Here is a 26332-nt window from a genome sequence, read left to right as displayed (position 1 = left end):
ACACCCCACCGTGCACAACCGCCGAAGCCGCTTTTACTTCAACAACCTGGGCATTCCCCTGTTGCTGGCGCTGGCCCTGTTCGTCAGCTTCGACCTGACCGGGCTTGATGTCATCCTCAGCGACTGGATGTACAACACCAGCACTCACGCGTTCCCGCTGCAACACAGCAAACTGTTCGAAACCATCACCCATAAATGGGCGCGGATCATCCCGAACTGGACCGGCGAACTGGCGATCATCGGCGCCCTGCTGTCGTTCATCTGGCCGCGCTTCAAAGCCGAGAAACACCAGACACTCATGGCGTGGCTGGAAAAGGTCCGGATCGCACCGCTGTTGCGTTTCCTGACCCGCCATCGTCGTGATTTGTTGTTCGTGGTGTTCGCGTTCTCCATCACCACGGGCGCCATTCACTACTTCAAGAGCCACACCAGTATTTACTGCCCGGTGGAGACCACGTTGTACGGCGGGGTCGAGCAGAAAAAAGAGTGGTTCGAAAATTTCAATCTGCTGCACGACGCGGGTGCGGGACGCTGCTGGCCCGGCGGTCACGCGTCGGGGGGCTTCACCATGATGGCGCTGTTTTTCGTGGCACGTCGCTATCGCTGGCGACACGCCCGTACGCTGTTGGCCTTTGCCCTGACACTGGGGATGGTGTACGGCACGACGCGGGTCTTGCAGGGCTGGCACTTCATGTCCCACACCTTCTGGGCCGGGATCATCGTCTGGTTCTCGATGTTCCTCACAGCACTGGTGTTCTATGGCAGGGCCAGGCTGGATCCTTCGATTCCGTTGGCGCCCAACGCCAGGGCCTTCATGCCGACACGCGTCCAGACGACCCCAGTACCACGGTGAAACAGCAACCCGCCGGTTCACGGCTGGTCAATGTCACGGTCCAGTGCTGATTGGCACAGATGCGCTGGACCAGCGACAGCCCCAACCCCAGCCCCTCCCCACGCTGCTCGTCGCCCCGCACGAAGGGCTGAAACATCGCCTGCTGCTTCTCCAGCGGAATCCCGATACCGCTGTCTTCCACCCTGAAACCATCAGGGCATATCGTCAGCCGGATAAAACCGTTGTCGGTGTAGTGCCAGGCATTGCGCAGCAGGTTGCCCATCACTGACCGCAACAACGCGGCGTTGTACAGGCCATCGGCGTCAGGGCACGGGACAAAGATGAAATTCAGCCCCTTCTCCCTGATCGGCTCACGCCAGATATCCACCAGCTCTTCTGCCACCTGCCCCAGGCCAGCCTGCTGCCCATTCGGTGCCTTGTTGCCTTCCGTACGGGCCAGCAGCAGGAAGGTTTCGACCAGTTGGTTCATACCCGCCGTGGCTTTGCTGATGCGCTGCACCTGCGTGCGGGAACGGTCGTCCAGACGCGGGTACTCCAACAGCAATTCGCAAGAGGTGGCCAGCACCATCAACGGCGTGCGCAGTTCGTGGCTGACGTCGCTGGTGAACAGTTTTTCCCGGCCCAACGCGGCGCGCAGACGCCCCAGCGTGTCGTCGAAGGAGCGCGCCAGCGCCCCCACTTCGTCCCGGGCGTAATCGTTGGCCAGCACAGGGGCCAGTTCCAGCAGTTGATCCTGATGCCGCACTTGACCGGCGAGCCGCGAGACCGGCGCCATCACGCGGGACGCCAGCAGTCGCCCCAGCAAAATGGCCAGCAACACACTGAGAATGAAGCCCACCAGCACCACAGCGAACAGAATGCGTTCGCGCTTTCTGAAACTGCGCTGGTCACGCAACAGGACATAGCGGCGCCCGCCCACGTCCTCGACCATGGCGTAATAGCCCTTGGTGCCGCGAAAGAACTCCTGAAAACCCGGTTGCAGGGGCTTGAGATCCTCGACCATCGCCACGTCGTCAATGCCGTCGTCGGCATAGAACAACTCGCCTTTTTCCGGACGATGCCGCCAATCCTCGATACGGTCCTGCGTCAGCAACCGATGCAGATTGCCGCCCAGGCTCATGATCGTCAGGCGCTTTTCCACCACATGCACCGTGGCGATCACCCCCACCGCAAACACCCCGGCCACCAAGGCGCTCATCAGGGCGAAGACGATCACGATCCGTTGTTTCAAGCTGTGTTTGATATCCATCCGACTCTGCGCACACCCAAGCTGACCACGACTGCCTCAGGGTTCGAACGCCCACGGCCTGCGCGCATTATCGGCATCCGGATGTCATGGTTTCGTCAATTGCCACGCGCGGGCGACGGGGTGCCTGCATAAAAACCGGATGCCTTCGTCCACAGAAAGGCCGTGGGTCAATTGCCCATTGATCGCGGCATCAGCGCCATCGCCATCGCGCAGCCGCCCATCAACACACAGGTGACGATGAACACGATCGACATACCGAAATGGCCGCCCAGGTAACCACCGGTCAGCGGCCCGAGCACCTGTCCGACGTATTGACTCGATGTGGAGTAGCCCAGCATTCGCCCGGCCACTGCGTCAGGCACGGCGTGGCGAATGATGGCCGCAATGCAAGGCAACAAGCCGCCCAACGCAACGCCCATCAGAAAACGCAGCGCGACCAGTTGCCAAGCGTTGGTGACAAACGCCTGGGGGATCAAGAGAGTGGCCGCCGCCGTGAGACAGCCGATCACCACCTTGCGATGGCCGATCCGGTCCGCCAGCTTGCCGATGCGCGACGCTGACAATACGCTGGCCAACGCCGTGGCCGACATCACCAGCCCCGCCATGAACGTCACGTTTTCGGTGTGCAACTGCGTCAGGTACACCGTGATGATCGGCTCGATGGACATGATCGAGAACATCACCAGGCTCGCCACCACGAACATGGCGATCACCGGTTTGCGGTCAGTGATCAATTCCCATGGACGCCGGGACGCAGTCGCCTTCGCATCGGCCTTCGGTTTGGGGCGAGGCGCCTCTTTCATCAGAAACAACGTGGCCAGGAAGGTCACGAAGATCACCCCACCGGCCAGAAAGAACGTGTTACGAATGCCGATCAGTGGCGGCAACGACCCACCAATTAGCGGGCCTGCCAGATTGCCAGCCATGATGCCTGACGACAGGGTGCCCAGCGCCCAGCCCGAACGCTCCTTGGGGGTCTGAGTGGCGACCAGAATCGTCGCGCCCGAGGCATATCCGCCCAGCAACCCGGCCAGCAACCGCAGGCCCACCAACTGATAGATGTTCTCCGCCAGGCCGATCAACGACATCGCGATCGCCATGCCAAGGCTGGCGCGAATCAGCATCAACTTACGCCCGTAACGGTCCCCCAATCGCCCCCACAACGGCGCGGTGAGCGCAGCAGAAAAGAACGTCGCGCCATAGGCAACGCCGGACCATTGCACCACTGCCGCAGCATCGCTCACGCCCAAATGCTCGACATACAGCGGCAGAAAAGGCAGCAGCAAGGTCATCGCGACGATGGTGGTGAAGGCGCCGATGACGCACACGGCCAAGTTACGTTTCCAGTGCTGCTCGATGACGGCGGTGGGCGGCGCGGCGGACATTTCGACTTCCTTGCTGGGTGATATCCGCACACGGTAGAGGGTCAAACGCCATAAATAAAATTCATGTTTTTCATACAGTGAATTCCCGTCTGGAATACCATCAAGGCGCTTTAAGGTCTATCAAAGGCGCAACAACAGTCCATTACTTCATCGTTAATCCTACGAAGTGCCTCACGCATCATCGCGGCTGATGACGTTTATCGACAGACAGTATTTCTTCGCGGCGCTCGCCCGTTTTTAAAATAGCGCCATCGACGGGTTAATCCCCACCTCACTTTTACACCCTCCGATGAACTGGAGTTCGCCATGAAATATGTACTGTTTGCTGCCTTATCGATGTTCAGCCTGTTTGCCTCGGCCAACGATAATACCCACAGTCCGTCGGCGGCCGTTCAGGACACTCAATACGACTACACCCACGATCTGGACATCGCCAAAATCATCCGTATCAGCAACGCCAACGTGGCCTCCAGCGAATGTGGCCCGCTCAAGGCGCAGATGGAATACGTGGACAGCAAAGGGGTCAGCCACACACTTGAGTACACCCGTCTGGGGGACGATTGCGAAAAAGGCTGAGTGTTTTGCAAGACACTTTTACCCATCCGTTAATAATTAACGCCACATTAATATTCACCCTGATTATCAATTCCCGTGATGCGCTGTATCGAGACTCGCCATTTCCGGACATCGCTAACTTGGCGAGATACTGCGGCCCTACCTACCGATCACTCTGTTTAATGCTGATGCTCTTTCTGGAGAAAGACCATGAAATACGCACTGTTTGCCGCGCTGTCGATCTTCAGCGCTTTTGCTTCGGCCAATCAAGCTGTCAACGCGGACGCCGCCGCCCCCCCTGCCGTCGAGTACACCTACTCGCAGCACCTGGACATCGCCAAAGTCATCAGCATGACCAGTGCCAGCGACGTGTCTACCGCCTGTGGTCCAGTGGAGTCGCACATGGTGTACGTCGACAGCAAAGGCGTGACTCACAATCTGGAGTACACCCGTCTGGGCGATGGTTGCCAGAACGGTTGATTGCCGACGCAGGGTTCTGCGTTATCGGCAAATAGGGTTAGAGTAAACGCGCTGGCTCCACAACCGGCGCGTCAGGTTGTGGGGCGCTTTCCATTCAATTGACTGAAGGAAGTCCCGCGTGAATCAACCGTCTCACCCAGCGAACATTGCTGAACTGATTGTCGACGCCATGCGCGACGGTCGAAAAATCACCGAGATTCGCCCCGATTACATCCCCGCAGACGCCTCCAGCGCCTACGCGCTGCAACGGGAAATTCTGCGCCTGCGCGACACCACCGTCGGCGGCTGGAAAGTTGGCTCCAAATCCACCAGCGGCGGCCCGATCAACGGCGCACTGTTGCCCGAAGACGGCCTGTTTGCCAGCGGCAGCCAGGTGGAAATCGTCGATTACCCCCAGCCCATTCTCGAACTGGAAATCGCGTTCCGCCTGAACCGCGAGTTCGCGCCCCGTGCCGAGCCGTATTCCGATGAAGAGGTGCTCAGCAGCATTGGCTCGATGGGCGCAACCATTGAGGTCGTTTCCAGCCGTTTCATTGCCTGGCCAAAAGTCGATCCGCTGCTGGCGCTGGGCGACCTGCTGAACCACGGCGCGCTGATCGTCGGTGATTTCGTGCCTTACGACCCGACATTTCCGTTCCTGGAGCCGGCGCTGACCTTCACATACGCGGGCGAAGACATCGTGCCAGGCGACGGCGCCAATCCGGCGGGCGACCCTCGCCGCCTGTTGCCGTGGCTGGTGAACCATCAAACGCAGAACGGTTTCAGCGTGACACCCGATCTGGTCATCACCACCGGCTCGTACACCGGCATGTACCTGACCAAAGGCGCGGGTGTGGCCGAAGGTGAAATCCGTGGCCTGCCGCCGATTTCGGTGGAGTTGATCTGATCGCTCATTAAGCGACCGCCTCCTGCCCACACGCCCTTTCCCTGCTTGCGAATACAGTGGCCCAGACACCATCCCGGCGTCTGGGCCACTGCGTTTGCGGCCTAGACCTCCCCCGCGCTCACCTCATTTCACTCTCTGAAATCCCGCCAGGGCGACCATCGCTTGCCTGTCGCTGACCGTGCCCGGTTTTCCGCTCATCACTTTTATTTAAATAGTCACTTGCATAGTGAAAGTCACACGATTAAATTATGACCATAATTTATTCACACCTTCACGCTTGAGAGGCTGTTCATGAAGAAGAAAAGCTTCGCCGACATGCCCTGTCCCATCGCCCTCAGCCTTGAGCACGTGGGGGATTGGTGGAACATCCTGATCCTCCGAGACCTGGCCTATGGTCTGAGTCGCTTCGACGAATTCCAGAAAAGCCTGGGCATCGCGTCCAGCACCCTGACCCGCCGCCTGAACGACCTGATCGCCTCGGGTCTGGTGGAGCGTCGCGCTTATACCGACAAGCCGCCGCGCTACGACTACCTGCTCACCGAGCGTGGTCGCGACTTTCGCCCGGTGGTGCTGACCCTGATGAAGTTCGGCAACAAGCACTTCGCCCGTAATGGCACGCGCATTCAGCTGTTTGACGAGCAAACCGACCAGCCCGTCGATCTGCAACTCACCGATGGCAACACCGGCAAGCCCATCAGCTTCCTCGAACACACCGTGCGTTACAGCGGCCCGCCCGAGAGCCTGTCCGCCTGGCGTGTCGAGACCGGCCGTACGCGTCGCGAGGGCTATCGCAACAGCCTGACCCCATCCCCCAAAACCGCCTCTTGACCACTGCAGCCCACAGGTAATCCGCCATGAATCAGCCACAAACCGTCACCGAGCCCGCTGCCGCTGCAGCACCGCCCAAATCCGCTCGGGGCAAACGCCTGATGTTGCTGTCGCTGGGCAGCGCCGCCGTGATCGGCGCCGTGCTGTTCGGCGCGCACTGGTGGACCGTCGGCCGTTTTCTCGAATCCACCGATGACGCCTATGTCGGCGGCGACGTGACGGTGATCGGGCCAAAAATCCCCGGCTACATCACCGAACTCAAGGTGGTCGACAACCAGTTCGTTCACGCAGGCGATCTGCTGGTAAAAATCGATGACCGCGACTACGTGGCCGCGTTGAAAAAAGCCGAAGGGGCCGTGGCCGCCGAAGAAGCGCTGCTGGCCAACCTTGATGCCACCGAGCAGCTGCAACACGCGGTGGTCAGCCAGGCGAAAGCCGGGATTGACGCAGCCAACGCCGAAACGGTGCGTTCGCGGGATGATCAGGTGCGTTATCAGGTGTTGTCGGGGCGCTCGGCGGTGTCCATCGAAAGCTTCCAGCGCGCTGACGCGACCTACAAGACTGCCCAGGCCAACGGTGCCAAGGCCCAGGCCTCGATGCTGGCCTCACAACGGCAACTGGACGTGATCGCCACCCAGAAACAACAGGCGCGTGCCGCGCTGGAGCAGGCGAAGGCCGAGCGGGACCTTGCGCAACTGAACGTCGGTTACACCGAACTGCGCGCCCCGGTCGATGGCGTGATCGGCAACCGCCGCGCCCGAGTCGGCGCCTATGCTGCCGCCGGGACGCAGTTGATTTCGGTGGTTCCGGCCACAGGCCTGTGGGTCGATGCCAACTTCAAGGAAGACCAACTGGCGCGCATGCAGCCGGGCCAGGCCGTGACGATTGAAGCCGACGTGTTGCCGGGCCAGGTGTTCCATGGTCATCTGGACAGCCTGGCCCCCGCCACCGGTTCGCAGTTCAGTGTGCTGCCGCCGGAAAACGCCACGGGCAACTTCACCAAGATCGTGCAGCGGGTACCGGTGCGGGTTTATCTGGATGGCGAAGACGGCCGCCTCGGCAAACTGCGTCCGGGCTTGTCGGTGATCGCTGAAGTCGACACGAAAAACCAGCCCCGTGACACCCATGATCAAGTCGCCAGTGCCGTTAACGGGAAGACCACGCCATGAGCTCGGTCGCCGCCAAAGCCAAAGGCCCGGTCGACGTTGCCTCAATGACGACGTCCACCAAAGTCCTCGCGTTCGCCACCATGTGCCTGGGCATGTTCATCGCGCTCCTGGACATCCAGATCGTGTCTGCCTCGTTGCGCGACATCGGCGGCGGCCTGTCGGCAGGTGCCGATGAAACCGCCTGGGTGCAGACCAGCTACCTGATCGCTGAAATCGTGGTCATTCCATTGTCCGGCTGGCTCGCGAGGGTGTTCTCCACCCGTTGGTTGTTCTGCGCCTCGGCGGTCGGTTTTACCGTCGCCAGCCTGCTCTGCGGTCTGGCCTGGAATATCCAGAGCATGATCGCCTTTCGCGCACTGCAGGGCTTTCTCGGCGGTTCGATGATCCCGATGGTGTTCACCACCGCCTTCGTGTTTTTCACAGGCAAACAGCGGGTCATCGCCGCCTCGACCATCGGTGCCGTGGCCTCCCTCGCGCCCACGCTGGGTCCGGTGATCGGCGGCTGGATCACCGATGTGTCGTCGTGGCACTGGCTGTTCTACATCAACCTGGTGCCGGGCATTTTCGTCGCCATCGCCGTGCCGATCATGGTCAATATCGACGCCATGGACCTGAAGCTGCTCAAGGGCGCCGACTACTTCAGCATGGTGTTCCTGGCGCTGTTTCTGGGCTGCCTGGAATACACCCTCGAAGAAGGCCCACGCTGGAACTGGTTCAGCGACCAGACCATTCTCACCACCGCCTGGGTATCGGGGCTGGCGGGGCTGGCGTTCATCGGTCGTACGTTGAGCGTGAATAACCCGGTGGTCGACCTGCGCGCCCTGAGCGATCGCAACTTCGCGCTCGGTTGCTTCTTTTCTTTCGTCACCGGCATTGGCCTGTTTGCCACGATTTACCTGACGCCCTTGTTTCTGGGCCGGGTGCGCGGTTACAGCGCGCTGGAAATCGGCGAGGCGATTTTCTCCACCGGGGTGTTCCAGTTGATGGCGATCCCGGTGTACGGCTTCCTCGCCAACCGCATCGACCTGCGCTGGATCATGATGTTCGGCTTGTCGCTGTTCGCGTTATCGATGTGGGACTTCTCGCCCATCACCCACGACTGGGGCGGTCATGAGTTGATGCTGCCCCAGGCCATTCGCGGGTTCGCTCAGCAGATGGCCGTGCCGCCTACCGTGACATTGACCTTGGGCGGCCTTCATCCTTCGCGACTCAAACAGGCCTCCGGGCTGTTCAACCTGATGCGCAACCTTGGCGGCGCCATCGGCATCGCAGCCTGCGCCACGCTGCTCAACGACCGCACCAACCAGCACTTTACCCACTTGGCGGAGCACCTGAACGTCAGCAACGAGGCCATGAACATCTGGCTTGCGACGGTCACCGACAACTTCGCCAGCCTGGGCCAGAACAGCGCCGAAGCCAGCAACTCAGCGTTGCATCAATTGTGGCTGTTGACCTACCGCGAAGCCCAAACGCAAACCTACGCCGATACGTTTCTGGTGATCATGGTCTGCTTCATCGTAGCCGTGGCGATGGTGCCGCTGATGCGTAAAGTTGCGCCGCCCAAAGCCCCCTCTGCCGACGCCCATTGAGACCGCCATGAAAACGCCTTCTTCCTTTTCAGCTCCCGTTCCGAGGACCGCTCCATGAACACTCTGGCGTCTCGTTTCAAACGCAACGGCGTCTTTGCGCTGAGCACGTTGTTCATTGCGCTGGCCGGTTGCACCGTCGGCCCTGACTACCACCAGCCGGACAACCCACTCACCGCGCACTACCAGAATCAACCGCTGCTGCAACAGCGGGTCGGTGAAACCCCGGCGCCTGCACTCGACAACTGGTGGACCGGTTTCAACGACCCCGAACTGAGCCGCATCATCCAGCGCGTGCTGGACCAGAATCTCGATCTGGCGAAATCCTTCGCCCGCGTCGAACAGGCCCGCGCTGTGGCACAGCAAGCCGGGGCGATTCGCTTGCCTCAGGGCGCACTGGACGCAAAGGCCGTGCGCCAGCGCCAGTCCACCGAAAGCTCGCAAGGCCAGATCGGCAGCACCTTTCCCGGTTACGACCGCAATCAAACCTTGGAAACACTCGGCGTCGGCGCCAGTTGGGAGGCTGATCTCGCAGGCGGTCTGAAGCGGGGCGAAGAAGCGGCCGTCGATGAAGCCCAAGCCGCAGAAGCCGCGCATGTCGGCGTGCGTATTTCCGTGGCGGCTGAAGCGGCAGACGCCTATTTCCGCATCCGGGGTGCGCAGCAGCGGCTGGCGGTCGCGGAGGATCAGGTCAAGACCCAGAATGGCCTGCTGGACCTGATCAAGGACCGCATGAGCATGGGCCTGGCGACGAATCGCGAGCAGGCGCAGGCTGAAGCGTTGGTCTTGCAGGCTCGGGCCACGATCCCGCCATTGCGCACTGAACTCGCCACCCAACTCAATCGGCTGGACGTGCTGATGGGCGCTCAACCGGGCACCTACGCCCAAGAGCTGACAAACAGTCCGCAACACTACAGCGTGCCCACCATCAGCGACTCTGACGGCCCGGCTGACCTGTTGCGTCGTCGCCCCGACGTGGTCGCGGCTGAACGCAAACTGGCAGCGTCCAATGCGCGCATCGGCGCGGCGATTGCCGAGTACTACCCCAAAGTTTCCCTGTCTGGTTTGCTGGGCTTCGACACGGCACATAGCGGCCAGTTGTTCACCGCGTCGGCCTTCCAGCCTCAAGCCATTCTCGGCCTGCATTGGCGGCTGTTCGATTTTGGCCGGGTCGACGCAGAAGTCGCGCAAGCCAAAGGTGCCAACGCCGAAGCGCTGGCCGAGTTCCGACTGGCGATGTTGAAAGCCACTGAAGATGTCGAGAACGCCATCTTCACACTGGTGGAACTGGAGCAACAACGGGAGGAAGTGAACGCCGAAGTCGCGGCGCATCAAACCGCACGGGATGCGGCGCAGGACGCTTACAAAGGGGGCGCGATCAGCCTGGTGGAAGTGCTCGACGAAGACCGCCAGTTACTGGTGTCGCGAGATCAATTGGCGCAGTTGCACGCCAATGATGCGCGAGCGGCGGTCTCGACCTTCCGCGCCCTGGGGGGCGGCTGGCCGCAGTCGGCAAAATCGGATGTCGCACACCGCTGAACCGTGCGCCCCACCCTCACCCTGTAGGAGCGCACGAGCAACGCGAGGCCGCGATCGGCTGCGCAGCAGTCGTAACACGCACAACACGGCATCAGCTGACGAACCGCGTTCTCAGCGTTTACTGCCGCTTCGCGCCAGATCGCGGCCTCGCGATGCTCGTGCGCTATTACGGGGTCTGCGGCAATGAATCACCCCTTGATGAAGCCCAGCAGGATTTCGTTGATCTCGGCGGCCTGAACAGTGCACATGCCGTGGGAGCCGCCTTTGACGATGTGCAAAGTCGAGCCTTTCACCAGTTTGTGGCTCTTCTCGCCCGAGGCCACCAGCGGCACAATCTGGTCGTCATCACCGTGCAGGATCAAGGTCGGCACATCGATCTTTTTCAGGTCTTCGGTGAAGTCGGTTTCCGAGAAGGCCTTGATGCAGTCGAACTCGCCCTTGACGCTGCCGAGCATGCCGATGGACCAGAACGAATCGATGGCCCCTTGAGAAACCTTTACGCCCTCACGGTTGAAACCGAAGAACGGCACCGCGAGGTCCTTGAAGAACTGCGAGCGGTCAGCCGTGAAACCTGCGCGAATGCCGTCGAACACATCCATCGGCAGGCCTTCCGGGTTGGCAGCGGTCTTCAGCATGATCGGCGGCACGGCGCCAATCAGTACGGCCTTGGCCACACGGGACGAGCCATGACGGCCAATGTAACGCGCCACTTCGCCACCGCCGGTGGAGTGACCGATCATGATCGCGTCTTTCAAATCCAGCGCTTCGAACAACTGCGCAAGGTCATCGGCGTAGGTGTCCATGTCGTTGCCATCCCAGGTCTGGCCGGAACGGCCATGACCGCGACGGTCATGGGCGATCACGCGGTATCCTTTCTGGCCCAGATACAGCATCTGCGCATCCCAGGCATCGCCATCCAGTGGCCAGCCGTGGGAGAACACGATGGGCTGACCGGTGCCCCAGTCTTTGTAGAAAAACTCGGTGCCGTCTTTCAGGGTCAAGATAGACATGTGCCGCAATCCTCGGGAAGTGTGCAGGGAAGATTGAGCGTAGACCCGGTTTTCGGATGTGCCTTGTAGATATGTGCTGGTTTCATGGAGACAGACTTATCAGGCCTGACGCTCTCCACGGCTCAACGCCCCCAACCTTGTCGAGATCGACTGCATCCCCTTACCCAGCTCACGCAAGGTGCTCGCGTCGCGCGCGCCCTGCTCGCTGGACGCATGAATACGCACGGCCAACTCGTTGATCTCATGGGTGACATGGCTCTGTTCCTGCGCGGCCACGGCAATCTGATGGGCGCGCTGCACGATGTCGTCGAAGCTGTAAACGGTCGTCCCCAGCGTCGCCGCCACCGAGACCGCCTGTTGCACCGATTCCCGGGTCCGCTCGGCGCCGGCCTGCATGGTCGAAACAGCTGACGTCGAGGCGTGGCGCAACTGGGCAATCATTTCCTGAATCTCGTTGGCCGATGATTGGGTCCGGCCTGCCAGCGTTCGGACTTCGTCAGCGACCACGGCGAAGCCACGGCCTTGCTCTCCGGCACGGGCCGCTTCGATAGCTGCGTTAAGCGCCAACAAGTTGGTCTGTTGGGAAATCGACTTGATCACCTCCAGCACACCGCCCACTCGCTCGATGTCATCGCCGAGCTGAGTGATCGCTGTCGCGGCACCGGAAATGTCGGTGGCCAGGGTTTCAATGAACTGGCTGTTGCTGTTCACCTGATCCTGACTCTTCTGCGCCTCGCCCAGTGAGCGGCGCGCCGTGTCTGAACAGTCGGTGGTGTTGTGGGCCACTTCGTTGGCACTTGCCGACATTTCGGTAATGGCGGTAGCCAGCAAAGTATTGTCCTGACGCTGGGCTTCGGCTCGCTCGGCCAGCCCGTGGGACAGTTGCGCCAGATCGTTGGCCTGACGTTCCAGCGACACCGACTCCTGCGCGATGCGCTGCAACATCTCACGCAGCGACCCGGCATAGCGGTTCACCGATCCACGCAATGCACCGATTTCGTCCGCCCGCACGATGGCCAGTTGCGCTTCGCTGTGCCCGCCCCGTCCAAGGCTTTCGATCTGCGCAGTGGTTTCGTCCAATTGCGCTAACAAGCGCCTGCCCGCCAACCACGCCAGCCCCAACAACACGCCCAGAAGCGGCAGCAGAAACAACAGAATCTGCCCGGTCAGACGATTGGCCAGGCCGACCACTCGCGCCTCCGGCGTCACCAGGCCGATGCGCCAGCCGGTGCCCTCCATCGTCGCCAGTGTCACATAGGCCGGGCCGTCGAGCCGCCCGTCACGCTCCAGACGCAAAGTAGAGATCGACGGCAGTTTGCCCGCCAGACGCTCTGCGACCGACTTGAACCAAGGCTGTTGCTGAGTCAGCCCCTCCACGGTCAGCAATCCCTTGGCACCTTTGGCGTCGGGAAAGTACAGCAGGTTGCCCGACGGATCGACCGCAAACGCATAGCCATCGGTCACACCGCCCTTGTCTTTGAGAAAGGCGGCCAGGCCGTCGAGTTTCAAGTCGATGGTCGCGACGCCCGCAAACGCGCCCTTTGCCCGATACGACACGCTGCAAGTGGTCATCGCCACACCGCTGACCGGATCCTGATAGGCATCGGACCAGACACAATGCCCCGGCGCAGAGGATTTGGCGCCGGTGTACCAGGACTCGGCCTGATACGGCGGGGTTTTGCCATCGTTGTATTCGTTGGAAAATTCCAGTCGATTGCTGGCGTTACGCGCCCAGAAAAAACTGCGTCGCTCGGTGCCCGGCGTAAAGGCGTTGGGCTCAGGCCACACGCCGCCACCGGCGATGGCGGTATCGCCCTGACTGTCGATCAGGCCGGGGAAATTGCTCATGAACAGCGCTTCATCATGAGGGAGGGATTCGGCCAGCAACGCCATCGACGCTGCGGTGCCTTCAATACGGCTCAAGGGCAACGCCAGTTGCCGGGTAATGGCACTGGCAGATTGTTCGGCCGCTTCGGTGCCGGCGTCCACCAACTGCGGTTTGCCGCCCAGGGTCATCACCGCAAAAATCGCCACGGCGGTGAGGATCAGCAATATCAGGATTCCCAAGGTCATTCGCCCTGCAATACGGCTGGGAATCAAAGGCATGGTGAAGCTCCAAAGAAAGGTGGTGGTACCTTTGCTACGGCCACGTGTGCAGAAAGTTGAACGTAAACCCCGTGTTTGACGCTTCCACCGACCAGCGGTCATGCACAGCGTCGCGGGTGTAAACCCAGCGTTACACGCCCATGCCGTCTTTAGCGGCCACGACGTGTTCTGGCAGGTCTGCCGCATGCCCGATCCACCACGCATCCAGCGTGTGCCCAACATGGGTCAGCACGCCTTTTGCCGGCTTCAAGGTGTCGATGATTTGCAACGCCAGACTCAGATCATTGTGATTGCGAGGCGCTTGCGGCTGCGGGGGCATCGAGCAGTCGAGGATCAACACATCCAACGCTTGTCGCTGCAAAAACGCGGTGGTGTCGTCTGGCAGGCCCACGGTGTCAGTGAGGTAAGCGACGCAACGTCCGCCACCTTGCAGCAGATAACCCAACGTCGGCTTCGAATGCAGCAGCGGCAACGCGGTGACACTCAACTCGCCAAACACGCGGGTTTCGAACGCGCTGAACGGCTGGCTGAAATCGAGAATCCCCGGGTGTTTGTACAAATCCGACAACCCCTCGGGGTCTGCCGGGCCGTGCACCGGGATCACCAGCCCCTGCCCCCAGCGCAAGTGCAGCAAGCCCTGGGCGTGGTCGGCGTGGTAGTGAGTCTGGAGAATGCCGCTGAGGCTATGGGGCGGGAAACGTTCAGTAAGGTCCGGCAGGCCGCTGTCGATCAACCAGCGCTGGTCCCCCAGTTCGACCAGTGCCGAGCACGGTCGTCGGCGCAGAGATGGATCGTTGTGCGCTGCTTCGCACGCCGGGCATCGGCAGCCATAGACCGGTACCTGCCGTGCATCTCCAGTACCGAGCAAGGTCAGGCGCATGCGTGCTCCCGATCAATGCGTTGTAGCAGGCGCCCGACGGTCTGATCCAGCGCACCGGAGTTGTCCAGCAGCAGAATGGAAGGGTCGTTCGAAAGCAGGTCGTCCGCAAACTGCGCATTGCGCGACAGCCGCGCCTCGATCTCTTCGGCGGACTCCCGACCTCGTGCCAGCAGGCGCTCCCGCAGGACCACCTGATCGACACTCAGCAGCACCACCAACAGGTCGGGATAGCGCGCCCGCGCCTGTGGCAGATGACCGCGTGAACCGTTGATCAGCACGTCATGCCCCTCAGCAAGCCATTGATCGATCTCGACTGGAATCCCGTAATGCAGGCCGTTGGCGAACCAGCTCAAGGCAAACGCACCCTGAGCTTGCATGTCCGCGAACCGTTCGGCGCTGACCGCCTGCGCGGCCTCGCCCTTGGCTTCCGCCGAACGGGTGATGACCCGCCGCACGATCCGACCGCCGCGAGCGGCCATCGGTTCGCGCGCGGCATCCAGCAGGCTGTCCTTGCCCGAACCGGACGGTCCGATGAGATAGATCAACCTGCCTGCCATCAGAAAACCCTCTTCGCTTCTCGCCAGACCTGCCGAATCACCGGCAGGTTGTCCACGGCACGGGCGTGAATCAGATCGCCGCGCAGACCGACGCGGATTTCACCCCGGTCGTGCAACCCTGCCGAACGCGCCGGGGCCAGACTCACGGTGGTCATCGCCTTCGCCAGCCCGACACTCGGCGTCTGCTGATCAGGCTGCTCGTCCAGTTGCTTGCCTAACGTGAACGCCGCCTGCAGCAGACTGGCCGGATAATAATCGCTGGACAGAATATCCAGTAGCCCTTCTTTAGCAAGGGTCGCCGCCGCGATGTTCCCCGAGTGCGAACCGCCACGAACAATGTTCGGCGCCCCCATCAGCACGCTCATGTCCAGACGACGGCAGGCCTGCGCCGCTTCCAGGGTGGTCGGAAATTCGGCGATGGTCATGCCGTAACCCGCCGACTCTTCCACGTGCTCGACCGTCGCGTCGTCGTGGCTGGCCACCGACAAGCCGCGATTCAGGCACATGTCGACGATGGCTTTGCGGTAGCGGTCACTGTAGATCTTCGAGTTGGCGACCTGCTCGACGATGAATGCGTCCATCTGCTCTCGGGTCAATTGGTACTTGCCCATGTAGTACTCACGGTACTTCGATTCCAAGGCGAACTGACGCTGGCCCGGCGAATGGTCCATGGTCGAGACCAATTGCACCAGTGGCTGCTCCACCAGATCGCGGAATACGCTGAGGGTGTCCGGGTGGCAGACTTCGCAGCGCAGGTGCAGGCGGTGTTCGGCGCGGGTCATGTCGGCGGCATTGGCCTTGGCGATCGCTTCGACCATGCCCGGCAACTGCTGCATGCGTTTGCCCTTGGGGTTGACGTCGCCGATGGACAAAGCGTCGAACACCGTGGTGATGCCTGCGGCGATGATCTGCGCGTCGTGGCTCATCACTGCCGAAGCCGACGGCCAGTCCACGCCGGGGCGCGGACTGAGGTGTTTCTCCAGATTATCGGTGTGCAGCTCGACCAACCCCGGCAGCAGGAAATCACCGTCGAGACTCTGCGCTTGAGGTACGTGACTGACGCCCGGCTGCACGTCGCTGATCAGGCCGTCGCGCAAAACAACGGTGCCAGTAAACACCTCATCAGCAGTGACAATGCGGGCGTTGGTCAGGATCTGTTCGTTCAACATGCCATCTGTTCCTTCGCAGTCAGTTCAAGGGGGGTCATGTCCAGCACGCGGTCCGACACCGTTTCCCGGGCCAGCCGGTCGTGGAAGATGCCGATCAGCGCGGCACCGGCCTGTTTGGCCTCGTTGATCAGTTCCAACACCACCTGGCGGTTGCTGTCATCCAGCGACGCGGTGGGTTCGTCCAGCAGCATCACCGGCCACGGCACCATGAAGCCGCGGGCGATGTTGACCCGCTGTTGCTCGCCGCCGGAGAACGTCCCCGGCGCCAGTTGCCACAAGCGCTGCGGAATATTGAGGCGGGTCAACAGGTGCTCGGCGCGTGCCTGGGCGTCCTCGCGATCCCAGCCGCGAGCCAGCGCCGGCTCCATCACCACGTCCAGCGTGGCGACCCGAGGAATGACTCGCAGAAACTGGCTGACGTAGCCCAGGGTCTGTTGGCGCACCTCCAACACGTCCCGAGGCTCAGCGTCCACCAACTCCCACCAATCGCCCTGATGCAGCACTCGAATGCTGCCGCCCGCTGGCAGGTAATTACCGTAAATCGTGCGCAGCAACGTGCTTTTGCCCGCGCCCGAATGGCCGTGCAACACCAGACACTCACCGCCACGCACCGAGAAATTCAGGCCACGCAGCACATTGAGAACCACCCCGTTCTGTTGATGAAGGGTGAAAGTTTTCGAGAGGTCACGGACCTCGATCAGCGTGTTCATGTCAGCCCCTTGCGAAAGTCCGGTCATGGTTGCAACACCGACGACACCAGCAATTGCGAATACGGGTGTTGCGGGTCGTCGAGGACCTGATCGGTCAGCCCGGTTTCCACCACCCGGGAACGACGCATCACCATCAGGCGGTCCGCCAGCAAACGGGCCACGGCCAGGTCATGGGTGACGATCACCACCGCCAGGTCCAGCTCCCGCACCAAGCCGCGCATCAGGTCGAGCAAACGCGCCTGCACTGACACATCGAGGCCACCAGTGGGTTCGTCCATGAACACCAGCCGGGGACCCGACACCAGGTTGCGGGCGATCTGCAAGCGCTGTTGCATGCCGCCGGAAAACGTTCGTGGCAAGTCGTCGATGCGTGCCGGATCGATCTCCACCTGCTCCAGCCAGTCCAGCCCCGCTGCGCGCAGTTGCGAGTAATTGCGCACGCCTTGAGCCATCAGCCGTTCGCCGATGTTGGCCCCCGCCGACACCGCCATGCGCAAGCCGTCACGCGGATTCTGCTCGACGAAGCCCCATTCGGTGCGCAGCAAAGTGCGGCGCTGGGCTTCGCTGGCGCTGTACAGGTCGAGCCACTGACCGTGAGTGTTTCGGTAATCGATACGTCCGTCGTCAGGCGGACAACGGCCACTGAGTAGCGACAACAGGGTCGACTTGCCCGAACCGGACTCGCCGACGATGCCCAGCACTTCGCCGGGATACAGCTCGAAACTGACGTCCTGACAGCCCTTTTCCGGGCCATACAGTTTGCTCAGGCCACTGACCCTGAGCAGCGGCTGGCTGCGATCAGAAGCCCACTGCGGTTGAACCTGCCGAGCCGCGATCATGGCGCGTCCCTCCCCTCATTGACGCGCTGGGCGCAGTAATCGGTGTCCGAGCACACAAAGCGTTGCGTGCCCCGATCGTCGAGAATCAGTTCGTCGAGGAACGACTCATGGCTGCCACAAATGGCGCAATGCTGATCCCATTTCTGCACTTCAAAGGGGTGATCCTCGAAATCCAGGCTGGTGACGCGGGTAAATGGCGGCACTGCGTACAAGCGCTTTTCACGACCGGCACCAAACAGCATCAGGGCCGGGTTCATGTCCAGTTTCGGGTTGTCGAATTTGGGGATGGGTGACGGGTCCATCACGTAACGCTCATCCACCGTCACCGGGTAGGCATAGGCCGTGGCGATGTGGCCGAAGGTGGCGATGTCTTCGTAGAGCTTGACGTGCATGACCCCGTAGTCGTTGAGCGCGTGCATGGTGCGAGTCTCGGTTTCCGACGGCTCGATGAAGCGCAACGGCTCGGGAATCGGCACCTGAAACACCAGAATCTGGTCGGCGTGCAACGGGGTTTCCGGGATGCGGTGGCGGGTCTGGATGATCGTCGCCTCTGGGGTGCGCTCGGTGGTTTCAACACCAGCGGTGCGGGCGAAGAATCGACGGATCGACACCGCGTTGGTGGTGTCGTCGGCGCCCTGATCGATGACTTTGAGCACGTCTTCAGCGCCCAGAATCGCGGCGGTCAGTTGCATGCCGCCGGTGCCCCAACCATAGGGCAGCGGCATTTCCCGACCGCCGAACGGCACCTGATACCCCGGAATCGCCACGGCTTTGAGCAGGCCACGGCGAATCATGCGTTTGGTCTGCTCGTCCAGATAGGCGAAGTTGTACGCCTCGTCCCGCGGTTCTTGAGGCAGACGACGCGGTTGTGCAGCAGCATTCATTGGGCCGACTCCTCGATAGGCGTATTGGCAGGCTTGCGCAGCTTGCGGATCAGTTCCAGTTCGGACTGGAAGTCCACGTAGTGCGGCAACTTCAAATGGGAAACAAAGCCCGAGGCTTCGACGTTGTCGCAGTGGGCCAGGACGAACTCTTCCTGCTGCGCGGGCGAGATCACTTCTTCGGCGTATTCCCCGGCGCGCAGCGAGCGATCCACCAGCGCCATGGCCATGGCCTTGCGCTCGGCGTGGCCAAAGGTCAGGCCGTAGCCCCGAGTGAACTGAGGCAGTTCAGTGGCCGAGCCGACAAACTGGTTGACCATTTCGCACTCGGTGACCTCGATCGCGCCCATGCAGATTGGAAAGCCCAGCTCTTCCGGCTCGATCCAGACCTCGACCTCGCCCACGCGAATTTCCCCGGCGAAGGGGTGATTGCGGCCATAACCCCGTTGCGTCGAGTAGCCCAGCGCCAGCAGAAAACCTTCATCGCCACGGGCCAGCGCCTGCAGGCGCTCGGCACGGCTGGCCGGGTACTCCAGCGGCTCGCGGGTGATGTCGGCGACCGCTGCGCCCGTGTCTGCTTCCTCTTTGATCAAGCCTTCTTTGGCCAACAGACCGGACACCCGGGGGCAGGCCTCAACGTTGGCATCAGGCCGGGTTTGCGGCCCCGGAAACTCACCTTCGGCCAGCAGGGTGAAATCCAGCAAACGGTGGGTGTAATCGAAGGTCGGACCCAACAACTGGCCCCCCGGCACATCCTTGAAGGTGGCCGACAAGCGACGGCTGATCTGCATCGCCGAGGTGTCGATGGGCTGGCTGGCGTTGAAGCGCGGCAATGTGGTGCGGTAGGCGCGCAGCAAGAAGATCGCCTCCACCAGATCCCCCGCCGACTGCTTGATGGCCAACGCAGCCAGTTCTTCGTCGAACAGCGAACCTTCGGTCATCACCCGAGCCACAGCCAATGGCAATTGCTGACGAATCTGCTCGACGCCCAGCTCCGCCACCGAGGTGTCACCCCGACGCTGTTTGGCCAAGAGTCTGTGGGCGTTGTCGATGGCCTGCTCGCCCCCTTTGACGGCAACGTACATCAGGCACCTCCCATGGACGACTGCGGGTTGGACAGCACTTGGGTGCTGCGCGGCAAGCCCATCAGTTCGCTGCCCGCGACAAAGAACACGTCGATGCCTCGGGGAAAGTCATTGCGCGATTCACGCTCGGCCCAGAACGCGTCCTGCAAGGGCAGGCTGACGTGGTTCTTGCTTTCGATCCCCGGCCCTTGCCAGGCCAGTTGACGCCCGCCTTGCAGGCTCGGCAGTTGCACCAGCAGCGTGCAGGACTGGTCGGGATAACGGTCGTTGCCCAGATCGAAGCCGCTCAGGTCATGCAACTGGCTGTCGTCGAGCAAGGCGAAGCGTGCGTTCTGCCGATCACTGACAATCGGGCAACCGCAGTGAAAGGTCAGGTTGGCGCGAATCGCCTGGGTGTCGAACGCCGGAGCCAGCCACAGCGGAGTGTCGACGTCCAGTAGCGCCAGGCACAAGGCGTGACTGGCCGACGCCAAGCCTTCCAGATGCGGCGGGATCTGCGCCGACGAAAGGCTCTGGGCCACGCCCGGCCCGGCCAGCGCTTTGAGGGCCGCGCGGAAGCTGCGCTGGGCGTCCAGCACCGGATCGTCGAACCCGGGCTGCAAAAAGGACTGCAAAAGGGAGCCAGTTGCGAGCGTCGTACTCATCAGTTTTCTCCTCTGACCAGCGTGAAGAAATCCACTTTGGTCGCGGCGGTTTCGGCTTGTTGTCGGGAGCGGCGCACAGCCTGAGCCTGCGCCAGGGGGTCGATCAGTTCAGCGATCCAGTGAGCCTGTTGCGGGCCTTGCAGATGGGCGTCGGCCAGTGCGGCGAGTTCGGCGTGCGCCTTGTCGCGCCCGGCCAGGTAGCTGTAGCCGGTGCGCCCGTCGGCCAGGCGCACCACACAACGGGTCACCGTCATTTCGCCGACGTTGAAGGCAGCGCCGCTGCCGCCCATGCGACCGCGCACCAGCGTCATGCCGACTTCCGGGGCGCGGATCAGTTGGTAGTCGGCGTCACGCAGGGCGGCTTCATGGGCCAGCAACTCGGCGTGACGGGTACGGGACAACACGCCAATCCAGTGCTGGCGAGCGGTCAGTTCAAGAGGTATCGAAGCAGTCATTGAGTCCGTCATGGGCGACATCTCCGTCAGGTGATGATCTGGTACTGGAAGCGATCCGAGCGGCTGGTGGAATGGGCAATCTCCACCGGGTGGCCGTCCGCATCGCGGGATAGGGTCAGCACGGTCAACGCGGGTAAATGGCGCGGCATCAGCAGCACGCTCGCCTCCTCACGGCTGGGCAGGCGAGCGCCGACCAGGCTGAACGCGCGAGTCAGCGTCAGATCACGGGACTTGAGGTATTGGCGCACTGATCCGCTGACGTAATCGGCCATCAGGTCGGCGTGGCTGGCGCAGTAGCGGTGACGAATCAGGCTGACCGGCAGGCCATCGAGACGCCGCAGGGTTTGCAGTTCGATCAGCGGCGCATGTTCTTCAAGGCCCAGATGCTTGGCTTCTTCACGGGTGGCCGCGCATTGACGCCGCTGCAAAAGTACGGCCTCGACGCCATGACCCAACGCAGACAGCGACTGGCTGTAGGCGCTTTCAGCAGCCACCGGGTACAGCAGTGGTCGCCCCAACACCTGCGTGCCTTTACCTTGGCGGCGCAGCAGGCTGCCTTCGCGCACCAATTCATCGATAGCCCGGCGCACGGTGTGGCGGTTGACGTCGAAACGGGCCGCCAGTTGAGTTTCGGCGGGCAAGAATTCTCCGGCGATGTAGCGGTTCAATTCGCGCCGCAAGGTATCAGCGAGTTCCCGATACCTCGGTTCTCTTTGCAGCGGTTCCCGCTGCGGGCGTTCGGATTGTCTAGACAACTGCATGGCTAAAAAAAGGGTTCGCACCCTCTCCTGTCAGAATCGTTAGATGAACTGCTTGCGCAGGCGCTGGGAAAAGATGTCGATGACACTGACCACCACGATGATCACCAGCAGCACCGAGCAGGTCTGGGTGAACTGAAAGGCGCGGATGTTTTCCCAGAGGATCACACCGATGCCGCCTGCGCCGACCATCCCCACCACCGTTGCCGAGCGCACGTTGGATTCGAAGCGGTACAAGGCGTAGGAAATCCACAGCGGCATGACTTGCGGAATCACCCCGAAGATCACTTCCTGCAAGGCACTGGCCCCGGTGGCGCGCACCCCTTCCACCGGCCCCGGATCGATGGCTTCGACCGCCTCCGCGAACAGCTTGGCGAGCACACCGGTGGTGCTGATCCACAGGGCCAGAACACCGGCAAACGGACCCAGCCCTACCGCGACCACGAACAGCATCGCGAAGACCATTTCGTTGATGGAGCGGAACGCATCCATGACGCGGCGCAAGGGGTGGTGAACCCACCATGGGGTGATGTTTTCCGCGCACAGCACACCCAACGGCACCGAACAGACAATGGCCAGAAAGGTGCCCCACAGGGCGATGTGGACGGTGACCAGCATTTCCTTGAGGTAGGCGCGCCACTCGTGGAAGTCAGGCGGGAAGAAGTCGGCGGCGAAGGTCGCCATGTTGCCGGAGTCGCGGTACAGGGCCAGCGGGTTCATCTCGGCGCCGTGCCAGGCCCAGGCCATCATCGCCAGAAACAGACCCCAGCCCAGGTATTGCGGCCAGGTGCGTTTGCCGACCGCGTCAGCGTATACAGCGTGTGTGGTCATCAGGGGATCTCGATATCGAGTGCATGAGAGACGGGCGCGACGACTCAACGTCGCGCCCTGCTGGTTAGCCCGCCTTGGCGGTGCCCTGCTTTTCCAGCTCCGAGATGCGGTCCTGCAACGTCGTCAGGCTGGCGTCGATCTCTTTCAGGCGGCTGGCCTTTTCATCAGCGCTCAGGCTGGTGCTGGCGGTGGTTTCGGTCTTCTGCTTGAACAGTTCCAGTTGGCGAATGGTCAGCAACTGGTCATCCGAGGACTTGAGGAACTTGCCCATCTGCATGTTCTTCAACACGCCCTTCTCTTCCTCGGTGTCGCCATAGGTCGCGAAGAATTCGCGGATGGTGTTCTTGGTTGCGTCGGACAGGCCCTTGCGCCAGACCATCGGGTCGGCCGGGATGATCGGCGACTTCCAGATCACTTTGAGCTTGGCCGCGCTTTCCGGCTGGGTGACCTCCAGGCGGTCCATGCTTTCGGTGTTGAAGGTGGCAACGTCCAGTTGACCTTTGGCGACGCTGAGGGCGTTGACTTCATGGCTGGAGTTCAACGTGCGCTTGAACGCAGTGGCGGCATCGACGTGGTTCTTGGCGAACACGTAGTAACCCGGCACCAGATAGCCTGAGGTGGAGTTCGGGTCGCCGTTGCCGAAGGTCAGCTCTTTGGCGTGCTTGAACATGTCGTCAATGGAATTGATCGGGCTGTCCTCGCGCGCAATGATCAGGCTCCAGTAACCCGGCGCGCCGTTGGCAGCAGCGGTCTGGGCGAAGATCTCGCCACCGGAACGGTCCACCGCTTCCATTGCCGCCTTGTTGCCGAGCCACGCCACATCGACCTTGTTGAAGCGCATGCCCTGAATCAGCCCCGCATAATCCGAGGCAAAAGTGGCGTTGACTTTCAGGCCGGTCTTTTTCGACATGTCGTCGAGGAACGGCTGCCACACGCTTTTCAGGTTCTGGGACGATTCGGTGGACATGATGCCGAAGTTGATAGTGGTCTCATCAGCGTGCGCGGTGCCCATCAGGCAGCCTGCGACGACGGCGGCAGACGCGAACACGCGACCGATACGGTTCAACATGAAATGCTCCTGGAACGTGGGTTGAGGTGTTGTGTGTTGTTGGATTTCGATCAGGCTTGAGCCAGCATCAAGCGCGTCGGGCGCTCGGCGCTGCGGGCCTGGTCGGCGAACATCAGGCTGGCGTCGGCATCGGCACCGTATAGATCGTTGAGGAACTGACCGCTGAGGTCGGCACCCTGGCCGTCGAAATGAATGCGTCCGCCTTTCAAGGCCACCGCGCGTGGGCAATAGCGCACGGCGTAGTCCACTTGATGCAGGGTCACGACCACGGTTTTGCCGTCACGGCGATTGATGTCAGCAAGGATTTCCATGACCTTGCGTGCGGACTCGGGGTCCAGTGAAGCGATGGGTTCGTCGGCCAGAATCACTTCAGCCTGTTGCGTCAAGGCGCGGGCAATGGCGACGCGTTGCTGCTGGCCGCCCGACAGGGTGGACGCGCGTTGCTGAGCGAAATCCGCCAGCCCGACGCGGTCCAGATTGGCCATGGCACGGGCCTTTTCTTTGGCGCTGAACATGCCTAGGCTGCCACGCCAGCGCGGCATGCGGCCCAGGCAACCGAGCAGGACGTTGTCCAGTACGCTCAGGCGATTGACCAGATTGAATTGCTGAAAGATGTAACCGATGTCGGCGCGCAGACGGCGCACTTTGCCGTTGAGACGGCCCGAAGCCTGCACTTCGCGGCCCAGCACGCGGACGCTTCCGCCGTTGCTGCGGTCGCAGCACGCGAGACCGGCCAGATGGCGTAAAAGCGTGGATTTACCCGACCCGGAAGCGCCGATCAGCGCCACCATTTCTCCGGGTTGTATAGACAACGCCAGATCAACCAGAGCGGTCTTGCGGGCGAATGTCTTGTTCAAGCGGTCGACGTGGATAGCAGCGTTCATGGAAGGCGTCTCTTGTCTGTCTGTGGGCGACGTTCAGTGCCAGTGACACTAGAGAGACGCTATGGCAGTTCAATGAACCGGGGATGACCACCGCATAACAGTTCGTTGACCGTTTGATGCCAGGTTTTTCATGGATTTTGTCGACAACTTCGATGAAGGTGGCGCTGTAGAGAGGTTGTTGGCTAGACAAGTGGGAGGAGGATCATCCAAAGCAATCCGACGCGCGCAATCTCCCATCAACGAAAATGTCGGAGGAATTGCCATAAAGACGCCAGTCACGCTATATGACTGCCATCCCAGACAACGTCCGCGAGGCTACAGTGCTTCCCGAAACCATCACCCTCAACGACGCAGCCAAGCGAATGGCCAAAATGCGCGGACGCGTTGGGCTGTGTTTCGTTGCCAGCCTTTCAATCATCGCAGGCATGACCGATGCGATCGGCTTCATGGTCGCTGGCGACTTTGTATCGTTCATGAGTGGTAACACCACGCGATTGGCGGTGGCTGCTGGTAGCGGTAACGGCGCGCTGGTTGTGCACATCGGGATGCTCATCGCCGCTTTCGTGTTCGGCAATGCGGTCGGGGTGATCGCGGCTCGAATGTCAAGGCGACGCGCCTGGCCGCTGCTGATGGCGATTGGAGGATTGCTTTGCCTCTGCGGACTGATGGATGTTGGCGCAGCCCCATTCCTGTTGGCGGTGCTCGCGATGGGCATGATCAACGCTGTGGTGGAGGAAGTGAACGGGCTGCCGATCGGCCTCACCTACGTCACCGGCGCTCTCTCCAGATTTGGTCGAGGCCTCGGACGCTGGATGATGGGCGAGCGCCGCAATGGTTGGCGGGTTCAGCTCATACCGTGGGGTGGAATGCTGCTAGGCGCTATTCTTGGCGGCGTGCTGGCCCAGTCTCTGGGCATCAAGGCCATGCTCGTCAGCGGTGCCATCACCTTCCTGCTCGCCATGTTGTCAGCCGCTATCCCGCGGAGCTGGCAACTGAGTTTTATGCCGAAATAGGACTCAACGGCACACATCATCGATATACGATTGGGTCGCCTTCAAGGCGGCCTGGTCGTCACCTGCCAAATCCGTGCCTGGGTGACCGAATATGAACCATCCACGACGAATACCCATCCATCGCCATACAACTGCCGTCGCGACTGTGCGACAATGCGCGCAAATTCCAAGGTGACCCCCACCCTCATCGCCCGGCAGCTCGGCACACTCCGTGCAGACGCTGCCGTTGACGTTTGGGCGCTGAAAAAATTCCGGCCGCTATCGTTCCGGTCTCCGGCCACCTTTTTGCTTTCCGTAAGTTATTGATAGGTAAACGCTTTGATCTCCACCGCGAATATCACCATGCAGTTCGGCCCCAAGCCGCTGTTCGAGAACGTTTCGGTCAAATTCAACAACGGCAACCGTTATGGTCTGATCGGTGCCAACGGCTGTGGCAAGTCGACCTTCATGAAGATTCTGGGCGGTGATCTGGAACCGTCGGGCGGCCAGGTGATGCTGGAGCCGAACGTGCGTCTGGGTAAATTGCGCCAGGACCAGTTCGCCTACGAGCAATTCACCGTGATCGACACCGTGATCATGGGCCACGAGGAGCTGTGGAAGGTCAAGGCCGAGCGTGACCGCATCTATTCGCTGCCGGAAATGACCGAAGAAGACGGCATGGCCGTGGCAGAGCTGGAGACCGAGTTCGCTGAAATGGACGGCTACACCGCCGAATCCCGCGCCGGTGAGCTGCTGCTGGGTCTGGGCATTCCGCTGGAACAGCATTTCGGACCGATGAGTGAAGTCGCACCAGGCTGGAAGCTGCGGGTGTTGCTGGCTCAGGCGCTGTTCTCCGACCCGGAAGTGCTGCTGCTCGACGAGCCGACCAACCACCTGGACATCAACTCCATTCGCAGGCTGGAAACGATTCT

General features: G+C 61.5%; 27 protein-coding genes and 1 pseudogene. 10 read left to right on the top strand and 18 right to left on the bottom strand.

Annotated features, from left to right (window positions below; all coding sequences use genetic code 11):
- Positions 1-10 precede the first annotated feature (10 nt).
- Positions 11-853, top strand: coding sequence for a phosphatase PAP2 family protein (locus ACI2KB_RS21235; RefSeq protein WP_404637623.1), 843 nt, complete (start codon positions 11-13; stop codon positions 851-853).
- Here the strand turns inward: ACI2KB_RS21235 and ACI2KB_RS21230 are convergent.
- Positions 813-2102: a sensor histidine kinase gene (locus tag ACI2KB_RS21230; RefSeq protein ID WP_404637621.1), complete on the bottom strand. Its 1290-nt coding sequence runs from the start codon at positions 2100-2102 to the stop codon at positions 813-815. The genes ACI2KB_RS21235 and ACI2KB_RS21230 overlap by 41 nt on opposite strands.
- A gap of 167 nt (positions 2103-2269) precedes the next feature.
- On the bottom strand, positions 2270-3487 hold the full coding sequence (locus tag ACI2KB_RS21225) for an MFS transporter (RefSeq protein ID WP_404637619.1): 1218 nt from the start codon (positions 3485-3487) through the stop codon (positions 2270-2272).
- Positions 3488-3793: 306 nt separating this feature from the next.
- On the opposite strand from ACI2KB_RS21225, the gene ACI2KB_RS21220 reads away from it, so the two are divergent.
- The 7 genes from ACI2KB_RS21220 (at position 3794) to ACI2KB_RS21190 (ending at position 10530) form a co-directional block, all read left to right on the top strand.
- Positions 3794-4063 (top strand): DUF2790 domain-containing protein, encoded by a 270-nt coding sequence (locus ACI2KB_RS21220; RefSeq protein ID WP_404637617.1) that lies wholly within the window; start codon positions 3794-3796, stop codon positions 4061-4063.
- Positions 4064-4252: 189 nt separating this feature from the next.
- Positions 4253-4522 (top strand): DUF2790 domain-containing protein, encoded by a 270-nt coding sequence (locus ACI2KB_RS21215; protein ID WP_404637615.1) that lies wholly within the window; start codon positions 4253-4255, stop codon positions 4520-4522.
- Positions 4523-4640: 118 nt separating this feature from the next.
- Positions 4641-5408: a 2-keto-4-pentenoate hydratase gene (locus ACI2KB_RS21210; RefSeq protein WP_404637613.1), complete on the top strand. Its 768-nt coding sequence runs from the start codon at positions 4641-4643 to the stop codon at positions 5406-5408.
- A 291-nt stretch (positions 5409-5699) separates the two neighbouring features.
- A complete protein-coding gene (locus ACI2KB_RS21205; RefSeq protein WP_404637611.1) occupies positions 5700-6236 on the top strand; it encodes a winged helix-turn-helix transcriptional regulator in 537 nt (178 codons plus the stop codon).
- A gap of 26 nt (positions 6237-6262) precedes the next feature.
- Positions 6263-7405 carry an HlyD family secretion protein gene (locus tag ACI2KB_RS21200; RefSeq protein WP_404637609.1) on the top strand — a complete coding sequence of 381 codons (1143 nt, stop codon included), beginning with the start codon at positions 6263-6265 and terminating at the stop codon, positions 7403-7405.
- Positions 7402-8994 carry a DHA2 family efflux MFS transporter permease subunit gene (locus tag ACI2KB_RS21195; protein WP_404637607.1) on the top strand — a complete coding sequence of 531 codons (1593 nt, stop codon included), beginning with the start codon at positions 7402-7404 and terminating at the stop codon, positions 8992-8994. The genes ACI2KB_RS21200 and ACI2KB_RS21195 overlap by 4 nt, the downstream gene beginning before the upstream one ends.
- A gap of 54 nt (positions 8995-9048) precedes the next feature.
- Positions 9049-10530, top strand: coding sequence for an efflux transporter outer membrane subunit (locus ACI2KB_RS21190; protein WP_404637605.1), 1482 nt, complete (start codon positions 9049-9051; stop codon positions 10528-10530).
- 188 nt (positions 10531-10718) lie between these two features.
- On the opposite strand, the gene ACI2KB_RS21185 is transcribed toward ACI2KB_RS21190, so the two are convergent.
- From ACI2KB_RS21185 to phnC, 16 genes and pseudogenes are all read right to left on the bottom strand, one after another.
- Complete coding sequence (locus ACI2KB_RS21185) at positions 10719-11540, bottom strand: alpha/beta fold hydrolase (protein WP_404637603.1); 822 nt, start codon at positions 11538-11540, stop codon at positions 10719-10721.
- A gap of 99 nt (positions 11541-11639) precedes the next feature.
- Positions 11640-12347 carry a methyl-accepting chemotaxis protein gene (locus ACI2KB_RS21180; protein ID WP_404638054.1) on the bottom strand — a complete coding sequence of 236 codons (708 nt, stop codon included), beginning with the start codon at positions 12345-12347 and terminating at the stop codon, positions 11640-11642.
- Positions 12348-12764: 417 nt separating this feature from the next.
- Positions 12765-13433, bottom strand: a pseudogene (locus ACI2KB_RS21175) (cache domain-containing protein); the annotation flags it as partial.
- Between the two features lie 343 nt (positions 13434-13776).
- Positions 13777-14526 carry a phosphonate metabolism protein PhnP gene (gene phnP / locus ACI2KB_RS21170; RefSeq protein WP_404637601.1) on the bottom strand — a complete coding sequence of 250 codons (750 nt, stop codon included), beginning with the start codon at positions 14524-14526 and terminating at the stop codon, positions 13777-13779.
- Complete coding sequence (gene phnN, locus ACI2KB_RS21165) at positions 14517-15083, bottom strand: phosphonate metabolism protein/1,5-bisphosphokinase (PRPP-forming) PhnN (protein ID WP_404637599.1); 567 nt, start codon at positions 15081-15083, stop codon at positions 14517-14519. Before phnN ends, phnP begins: the two co-directional genes overlap by 10 nt.
- Positions 15083-16252, bottom strand: coding sequence for an alpha-D-ribose 1-methylphosphonate 5-triphosphate diphosphatase (locus ACI2KB_RS21160; RefSeq protein ID WP_404637597.1), 1170 nt, complete (start codon positions 16250-16252; stop codon positions 15083-15085). The genes phnN and ACI2KB_RS21160 overlap by 1 nt, the downstream gene beginning before the upstream one ends.
- A complete protein-coding gene (phnL, locus tag ACI2KB_RS21155; protein WP_404637595.1) occupies positions 16246-16962 on the bottom strand; it encodes a phosphonate C-P lyase system protein PhnL in 717 nt (238 codons plus the stop codon). Before phnL ends, ACI2KB_RS21160 begins: the two co-directional genes overlap by 7 nt.
- A gap of 23 nt (positions 16963-16985) precedes the next feature.
- The gene (gene phnK, locus ACI2KB_RS21150) at positions 16986-17801 is read right to left on the bottom strand and encodes a phosphonate C-P lyase system protein PhnK (protein WP_404637593.1); all 816 of its coding nucleotides are present in this window, start codon (positions 17799-17801) and stop codon (positions 16986-16988) included.
- Positions 17798-18685, bottom strand: coding sequence for an alpha-D-ribose 1-methylphosphonate 5-phosphate C-P-lyase PhnJ (locus ACI2KB_RS21145; protein WP_404637591.1), 888 nt, complete (start codon positions 18683-18685; stop codon positions 17798-17800). Before ACI2KB_RS21145 ends, phnK begins: the two co-directional genes overlap by 4 nt.
- Positions 18682-19767 carry a carbon-phosphorus lyase complex subunit PhnI gene (locus tag ACI2KB_RS21140; RefSeq protein ID WP_404637589.1) on the bottom strand — a complete coding sequence of 362 codons (1086 nt, stop codon included), beginning with the start codon at positions 19765-19767 and terminating at the stop codon, positions 18682-18684. The genes ACI2KB_RS21145 and ACI2KB_RS21140 overlap by 4 nt, the downstream gene beginning before the upstream one ends.
- Complete coding sequence (phnH, locus tag ACI2KB_RS21135) at positions 19767-20411, bottom strand: phosphonate C-P lyase system protein PhnH (protein ID WP_404637587.1); 645 nt, start codon at positions 20409-20411, stop codon at positions 19767-19769. The genes ACI2KB_RS21140 and phnH overlap by 1 nt, the downstream gene beginning before the upstream one ends.
- The gene (phnG, locus tag ACI2KB_RS21130; protein ID WP_404637585.1) at positions 20411-20866 is read right to left on the bottom strand and encodes a phosphonate C-P lyase system protein PhnG; all 456 of its coding nucleotides are present in this window, start codon (positions 20864-20866) and stop codon (positions 20411-20413) included. Before phnG ends, phnH begins: the two co-directional genes overlap by 1 nt.
- Positions 20867-20892: 26 nt before the next feature.
- Positions 20893-21627, bottom strand: a complete 735-nt coding sequence (gene phnF / locus ACI2KB_RS21125; protein WP_404637583.1) for a phosphonate metabolism transcriptional regulator PhnF — start codon at positions 21625-21627, stop codon at positions 20893-20895.
- A 39-nt stretch (positions 21628-21666) separates the two neighbouring features.
- The gene (gene phnE / locus ACI2KB_RS21120) at positions 21667-22455 is read right to left on the bottom strand and encodes a phosphonate ABC transporter, permease protein PhnE (RefSeq protein WP_404637581.1); all 789 of its coding nucleotides are present in this window, start codon (positions 22453-22455) and stop codon (positions 21667-21669) included.
- Between the two features lie 64 nt (positions 22456-22519).
- Positions 22520-23524 carry a phosphonate ABC transporter substrate-binding protein gene (gene phnD / locus ACI2KB_RS21115; RefSeq protein ID WP_404637579.1) on the bottom strand — a complete coding sequence of 335 codons (1005 nt, stop codon included), beginning with the start codon at positions 23522-23524 and terminating at the stop codon, positions 22520-22522.
- Positions 23525-23574: 50 nt separating this feature from the next.
- The gene (gene phnC, locus ACI2KB_RS21110) at positions 23575-24408 is read right to left on the bottom strand and encodes a phosphonate ABC transporter ATP-binding protein (RefSeq protein ID WP_404637577.1); all 834 of its coding nucleotides are present in this window, start codon (positions 24406-24408) and stop codon (positions 23575-23577) included.
- Positions 24409-24728: 320 nt separating this feature from the next.
- Here phnC and ACI2KB_RS21105 point away from each other — a divergent pair, with 320 nt between their 5' ends.
- The gene (locus tag ACI2KB_RS21105) at positions 24729-25421 is read left to right on the top strand and encodes a YoaK family protein (RefSeq protein ID WP_404637575.1); all 693 of its coding nucleotides are present in this window, start codon (positions 24729-24731) and stop codon (positions 25419-25421) included.
- 318 nt (positions 25422-25739) lie between these two features.
- On the top strand, positions 25740-26332 hold a 593-nt coding region (locus tag ACI2KB_RS21100), incomplete at its 3' end, for an ATP-binding cassette domain-containing protein (protein ID WP_404637573.1).

The sequence above is a fragment of the Pseudomonas sp. NPDC088444 genome (genome assembly GCF_044900175.1).
GTDB lineage: Bacteria > Pseudomonadota > Gammaproteobacteria > Pseudomonadales > Pseudomonadaceae > Aquipseudomonas.
The sequence above is the reverse complement of the archived record's forward strand: the minus strand, read 5'-3'. Positions and strand labels throughout refer to the sequence as shown.

Bases quoted from the DNA above. Each gene is read 5' to 3' on its own strand.
- ACI2KB_RS21160 (WP_404637597.1), bottom strand. From the start codon at position 16,252: ATGTTGAACGAACAGATCCTGACCAACGCCCGCATTGTCACTGCTGAT.
- ACI2KB_RS21145 (WP_404637591.1), bottom strand. From the start codon at position 18,685: ATGAATGCTGCTGCACAACCGCGTCGTCTGCCTCAAGAACCGCGGGAC.
- phnN (WP_404637599.1), bottom strand. From the start codon at position 15,083: ATGGCAGGCAGGTTGATCTATCTCATCGGACCGTCCGGTTCGGGCAAG.
- ACI2KB_RS21200 (WP_404637609.1), top strand. From the start codon at position 6,263: ATGAATCAGCCACAAACCGTCACCGAGCCCGCTGCCGCTGCAGCACCG.
- phnP (WP_404637601.1), bottom strand. From the start codon at position 14,526: ATGCGCCTGACCTTGCTCGGTACTGGAGATGCACGGCAGGTACCGGTC.
- phnE (WP_404637581.1), bottom strand. From the start codon at position 22,455: ATGACCACACACGCTGTATACGCTGACGCGGTCGGCAAACGCACCTGG.
- ACI2KB_RS21190 (WP_404637605.1), top strand. From the start codon at position 9,049: ATGAACACTCTGGCGTCTCGTTTCAAACGCAACGGCGTCTTTGCGCTG.
- ACI2KB_RS21185 (WP_404637603.1), bottom strand. From the start codon at position 11,540: ATGTCTATCTTGACCCTGAAAGACGGCACCGAGTTTTTCTACAAAGAC.
- phnD (WP_404637579.1), bottom strand. From the start codon at position 23,524: ATGTTGAACCGTATCGGTCGCGTGTTCGCGTCTGCCGCCGTCGTCGCA.
- ACI2KB_RS21215 (WP_404637615.1), top strand. From the start codon at position 4,253: ATGAAATACGCACTGTTTGCCGCGCTGTCGATCTTCAGCGCTTTTGCT.
- ACI2KB_RS21195 (WP_404637607.1), top strand. From the start codon at position 7,402: ATGAGCTCGGTCGCCGCCAAAGCCAAAGGCCCGGTCGACGTTGCCTCA.
- ACI2KB_RS21225 (WP_404637619.1), bottom strand. From the start codon at position 3,487: ATGTCCGCCGCGCCGCCCACCGCCGTCATCGAGCAGCACTGGAAACGT.
- ACI2KB_RS21205 (WP_404637611.1), top strand. From the start codon at position 5,700: ATGAAGAAGAAAAGCTTCGCCGACATGCCCTGTCCCATCGCCCTCAGC.
- ACI2KB_RS21220 (WP_404637617.1), top strand. From the start codon at position 3,794: ATGAAATATGTACTGTTTGCTGCCTTATCGATGTTCAGCCTGTTTGCC.
- phnF (WP_404637583.1), bottom strand. From the start codon at position 21,627: ATGCAGTTGTCTAGACAATCCGAACGCCCGCAGCGGGAACCGCTGCAA.
- ACI2KB_RS21230 (WP_404637621.1), bottom strand. From the start codon at position 2,102: ATGGATATCAAACACAGCTTGAAACAACGGATCGTGATCGTCTTCGCC.
- ACI2KB_RS21180 (WP_404638054.1), bottom strand. From the start codon at position 12,347: ATGTCGGCAAGTGCCAACGAAGTGGCCCACAACACCACCGACTGTTCA.
- phnG (WP_404637585.1), bottom strand. From the start codon at position 20,866: ATGACTGCTTCGATACCTCTTGAACTGACCGCTCGCCAGCACTGGATT.
- ACI2KB_RS21140 (WP_404637589.1), bottom strand. From the start codon at position 19,767: ATGTACGTTGCCGTCAAAGGGGGCGAGCAGGCCATCGACAACGCCCAC.
- phnC (WP_404637577.1), bottom strand. From the start codon at position 24,408: ATGAACGCTGCTATCCACGTCGACCGCTTGAACAAGACATTCGCCCGC.
- phnK (WP_404637593.1), bottom strand. From the start codon at position 17,801: ATGATCGCGGCTCGGCAGGTTCAACCGCAGTGGGCTTCTGATCGCAGC.
- phnL (WP_404637595.1), bottom strand. From the start codon at position 16,962: ATGAACACGCTGATCGAGGTCCGTGACCTCTCGAAAACTTTCACCCTT.
- phnH (WP_404637587.1), bottom strand. From the start codon at position 20,411: ATGAGTACGACGCTCGCAACTGGCTCCCTTTTGCAGTCCTTTTTGCAG.